Consider the following 4885-nt stretch of genomic DNA (forward strand, 5'->3'; position numbering starts at 1 on the left):
ACCCACCGAACGTCATCCCCCACCCACAGTCCCCACCCCGCGCCCCGAGACAGGGCTGATGCGTTCTCAGCCTGCGAGATGAAGCAGGTCGAGTGCGTGCTCGGTCCGTGACCGATAGTGGCCGGTGGCAGCGGTGAGGTTCGCCCAGTCGGTTTGGCGAAAACGTCCGGCAGCCGCCGGTCAGGGGAGTGCGGTGGCGGTACGGCGGCCACCTGTGACGCGAAGGAGGTCCAGTTTCCCCGCGTCGCTGCTTCCGGTCGCTGCCGTGTAGGTGACCATACGCAGGTCCACGCCGGGGACGATGAGGACGTCGCAGTCGAGCAGGATGTCGCCGATCTCCGAATGCCGGATCGTCTTGCGGTCGGTCGTGTGGGGGACGGCGGTCGTCTGCGTGGCCCAGTGATGGGCGAAGGCGTCGGATATTTCTCGCAGTTCCTGCACGAGACGATCGAGCTGGGCGTCCGCGGGATAGCGGGACACGGCGTCCTTGAGGTCGGCGACGACCGATGCCTCGAAGGCGTCCGGTCCGCGCTCGGACCGGACGGGAAGCATCGAGGCGTGGGCGGCGCCGTTGCCGAAGAGTGCGCGGGCAAGGTTTCGTTCGGCGGGCGGGAGGACGGCGGGGTCGCCGTGCAGGGCGCTCCACATCGAGTTCCACCACACCAGGGTCCAGTCGGCGGTGAACACGCCGATCGGGAAGTCGCCGAGGCGCGCGGCGAGCCGTTGAATCCCCGGGGGCACGTGGCTGACCGTCCCGTCCCGTGGCGGCAGGAGCCTGGCACTTCGGTACAGCTGGTCGCGCTCGGCGCGGGAGAGCTGAAGGGCCCGGGCGAGGGCGCCGACGACCTGGGCCGAGGGGCTGGTCGCGCGTCCCTGTTCCAGGCGCAAAACGTAGTCGACGGAAAGCCCGGCCAGTTGCGCCAGCTCCTCGCGGCGGAGTCCCGGGGCCCGACGGCCGCCCGTCACGGTGAAGCCGGCGTCGGCCGGAGAGAGGCGGTCGCGCCAGGCGCGCAGGAGTGCAGCGAAATCGGAGCGGGAGGCAGCCATGGGTTCATTCTCGCCGCGCGGCGCCGCATCAGCCTGGGTACTGCCGGTCCTAGTGACGGGGACGGCACTGGTCGGCGGTGGCGCAAGCGGCGAACGTGGGGCTGTGCCCAAGCCGGGCGCCCTCGGTTGACCAGTGAAGGAGCCTTCCATGAAGCACACCATCGTGATGACGGGCGCGAGCCGCGGGATCGGCCGCGTCGCCGCGGAGCACATCCTGCGCCGGTTGCCGGATGTGCACCTTCTCGTCGTCGCCCGCGGATCCTCCGGCGCACAGCTCGCCGCGGAACTCGCCACGAGCGGGAACACGGTCTCGCACGTCTCGGCGGACCTCGGCTCGCTGGACAGCGTCCGTTCGGCCGCCACCGAGATCCGCGACCGGCTCGACCGCGGTGACCTGCCGCCGCTGCGCGGCTTCGTGGGCAACGCGGGCATTCAGTACACGAACGCGCTCACCGAGGGACCCGACGGGTTCGAGTCCACCTTCACGGTCAACGTGCTCGCCAACCACTTGTTCGTCCGCCTGCTCCAGGACCGCTTCGCCGCTCCCGCCCGGATCGTGATCACCGCGAGCGACACCCACTTCGGCGACTTCAAGCACAATCTGGGCATGGTGCCCGGCCCGGCCTGGAAGTCCCCGGACGTCCTCGCCCGCACGGGCGCCTTCCCCAAGCCGGACACCGCGGTCGCCGGGCGCACCGCGTACTCGACGAGCAAAGACGAGCAAACTGGCCGCCATCTACCTCGTGCACGAGTACGCACGCCGCCTGCCGGCCGGAATCGACGCCGTCGCCTACAACCCCGGCTTCGTACCCGGCACCGGCCTCGCCCGCAACGCCGACCCCGTCTCCCGGTTCGCGATGCGCCGCATCCTGCCGGCGATGACCCTCACCCCGTTCGCCACCGGCCGCAACGCCGCGGGACGCCACCTCGCCGACGTCGTCCTCGGCACGACCCAGGCGCCGACCGGTTCCTACGTCGACCGCAGCCGTGCGGACCGCTCGTCGCCGGAGTCCTACGACCCGCGGCGAGAAGGCGAACTCTGGGATGCCGCCGAACGGTTCACCGCGACATGAGCAGCCAGGGCTGATGCACCGGCCCGCCTGGACGGCGACGCCCTGGACGACGCGGTGGCCGCCTGGCTCGCCCGGTACACCGCCGACCCGGTCGACGAACCGGGCGACCGGCTGATCGGCCCGGCCGTCGACGGCAAGACCGTACGCGGGTCCCGCACCGACATCGGCGCCGTGCACCTGCTCGCCGCCGCGCTCCACGCCTCCAGACCGTGATCGCCCGGCGCCAAATCGCTGCGAAGAGCAACGAAATACCCGCCTTCGCCCCGCTGCCGGACCGGATCGACCTGCGCGGCGTGGTCGTCACCGCCGATGCGATGCACACCCGGCGCGCCCACGCCGAGCATGTCGTCACCGCCGGCGGCCACTACCTCCCGGCGGTCAAGGGAAGGAAACCAGAAGAAGCTGCGCAAGCAGTTGCGTCGCCTGCCCTGGCAGCAGATCCCGCTGCAGCACCGCACCATCAAGGCCGGGCACGGCCGCCGTGAGATCCGCCGTTCGAAGGTCCGCACCGTCCGTCCCGGTCTACTCTTCCCGCACGCCGTCCAGGCCCCGGAGATCAAGCGCCGCCGCACCCACCGCAAGGCCGGCAAGGCCGGGACGAAGACCGTCTACGCGATCACCAGTAGGGCCCCTCACCCGAACACCCATCGCGCCCAACGAATGTCATCGGCTACGCGCAATCCGCACCGCACACCGACCCATGCTCACCGCAGCCTTCGCGCACCTGCGGCACACCATCGGGCACCCGACCCGTACTCATCACGGGTCGTCGCACATTCGGCCCGCGCCCACCGCACACCCCCGCACGGCATCACACCCACCGAGTGTCGTTGCGAACTCGCCGAGCCCATCGCGCACCCAAACCACACCCACCGTGCGCCGTCGCGATTCGCCCCGCGCCCACCAGGCGCACCCGCCGCGCTCCGGACCCGTGCCCACCGCAAGCCCTCCCGCACCCAAACCGCACCCACCGCGCGCGCACCGCACTGCCCCGCGCACCCACCGGACCCAGCACGTGTCATCGCGGACTCGCCAAGCCGACGGCAAGCCCTCCCGCGCCCGCCGCGCCCCATCACCGGCTCGGTCCCGGCCATCGCTTGCCCGTCGCGTGCTCGGCTCGATGCTCTGCCCGTGCTCAGCCCGTACTCACCGCGTGCTCATTCGGCGCTCATCGGTTGCTGATCACGTGGCGCCACGCTGCTGTCGTGCGGTCGGACCACGGCCGCCGCCGTCCCGGGTACCCGCACCCGCACACCGAAAGAAGGATTCACCATGGAACCGACGATCCCCGGCTTCGACTATCGGCGCGTCGAGGTGGCCGACGGTGTCGCGCTCAACGTCGCCGTGGGTGGTGTCGGCCGCCCGATCGTTCTCCTGCACGGCTTTCCGCAGACCCACTTGATGTGGCGGCACGTCGCCGCCGATCTCGCCGCCGATCACACCGTGGTGTGCCCGGACCTGCGCGGCTACGGCGCCAGTGACAAGCCGGCCGACGCGGACGGGCAGACCTACGCCAAGCGCACGATGGCCGCCGACATCGTCGCGCTGGGGCGGGCGCTCGGCCACGACAGGTTCGCCCTCGCCGGGCACGACCGGGGCGCCCTCGTCGCCGTCCGGGCCGGGCTCGACCATCCGGACGTGATCACCCACCTGGCCTCGCTCGACGTGCTGCCGACCCTGGACATGTGGGACGTCATGCACGGCACGTCGGCGGCGGTCGGTTTTCACCTGTATCTGATGGCCCAGGCGCCCGGGTTGCCCGAACAGCTCATCAACGGCAGCCCGGATGCCTATTTCGGCTGGTTCCTCGACGCCTGGACACAGAACCCGCAAGCCATCCCCGCCGACGTGCGCGCGGCCTACCTGCGGGCGTCGCGCGAGGCGGTCACATCCATCGTGGCCGACTACCGCGCGTCGGCCGGCGTGGACGTCGAGCACGACCTGGCCGATCGCGCGGCCGGCAACCGGCTGCGGATGCCCGTCACCGTTGTCCAACAGGACTGGGGGCAGGCGCTGGGCTTCGACGCGGCCGCCCGGTGGCGGGCGTGGGCTCCCGACCTGCGGCACACGACCGCGCCCTACGGCCACTTCATGGCCGAGGAGGCCCCGGCGGACGTCGTCGCGGCCCTTCGCGCGCTCGTGTCCCGGTAGCTTCGACGCCGAGTCCGAGCCGGGTCCGGGGCGGGATGGGACGGGACGGAACGGGCGCGCCCCCCGTGCGCGCTCCGGAACCGCACCGGGCCGGACCGCACCCGCGTGACCGGGTCGCGTCGCGTCGCGTCGCGTCGGCGAACACACCAGTGCTGCGGGACGGCGTCGCTCCCGCTCCCGGCGCGGATACGCTCGGCCCGTACCGCCCTTGCAGTTGCGGGCGGCCGCAAGCGACGAAGATCCGAGCCACAGGGAGTAGACGATGGGCGAGCCGGTCGCGGTGGGTCTGGTCGGCGCAGGACCTTGGGCGGAGCGGGTGCATGCCCCGGTATTCGCCGCCGGGCCGCAGACGCGGCTGGCCGCGGTGTGGGCGCGGCGCCCGGACGCGGCCCAGCGACTCGCGGAGCGATACGACGCGGTCGCGTGCACGGAATACGACGACCTGCTCGACCGGTGCGAGGCCGTGGTCTTCGCGGTCGCTCCCGAGGCCCAGCCCGCGTTGGCCGAGCGCGCGGCCCAGGCCGGCAAGGCCGTACTGCTGGAGAAGCCGGTCGCCGACAACCTCGACGCCGCGCGCAGGTTGGCCGACGCGATCGGCCTCGGGGATGACGTTG

Annotated in this window: 6 protein-coding genes; 5 read left to right on the forward strand and 1 reads right to left on the reverse strand. The window is 72.0% G+C overall.

Annotated features, from left to right (window positions below):
• Nucleotides 1-180: 180 nt before the first annotated feature.
• A complete protein-coding gene (locus tag GT354_RS07165; protein WP_161355410.1) occupies nucleotides 181-1047 on the reverse strand; it encodes a helix-turn-helix transcriptional regulator in 867 nt (288 codons plus the stop codon).
• A gap of 148 nt (nucleotides 1048-1195) precedes the next feature.
• Between GT354_RS07165 and GT354_RS07170 the strand changes: the two genes are divergently transcribed.
• The 5 genes from GT354_RS07170 to GT354_RS07190 form a co-directional block, all read left to right on the forward strand.
• A complete protein-coding gene (locus GT354_RS07170) occupies nucleotides 1196-2134 on the forward strand; it encodes an SDR family NAD(P)-dependent oxidoreductase (RefSeq protein WP_237534461.1) in 939 nt (312 codons plus the stop codon).
• A gap of 40 nt (nucleotides 2135-2174) precedes the next feature.
• Nucleotides 2175-2333 (forward strand): hypothetical protein, encoded by a 159-nt coding sequence (locus GT354_RS07175; protein WP_161355411.1) that lies wholly within the window; start codon nucleotides 2175-2177, stop codon nucleotides 2331-2333.
• Nucleotides 2330-2605: a transposase gene (locus GT354_RS07180; protein WP_161355412.1), complete on the forward strand. Its 276-nt coding sequence runs from the start codon at nucleotides 2330-2332 to the stop codon at nucleotides 2603-2605. Before GT354_RS07175 ends, GT354_RS07180 begins: the two co-directional genes overlap by 4 nt.
• A 787-nt stretch (nucleotides 2606-3392) precedes the next feature.
• Nucleotides 3393-4271 (forward strand): alpha/beta hydrolase, encoded by an 879-nt coding sequence (locus GT354_RS07185; RefSeq protein ID WP_161355413.1) that lies wholly within the window; start codon nucleotides 3393-3395, stop codon nucleotides 4269-4271.
• 262 nt (nucleotides 4272-4533) lie between these two features.
• The coding region (locus GT354_RS07190) for a Gfo/Idh/MocA family oxidoreductase (RefSeq protein WP_161355414.1) at nucleotides 4534-4885 on the forward strand (352 nt) is incomplete at its 3' end.

This window comes from Streptomyces sp. SID3343 (assembly GCF_009865215.1).
Lineage (GTDB): Bacteria > Actinomycetota > Actinomycetes > Streptomycetales > Streptomycetaceae > Embleya.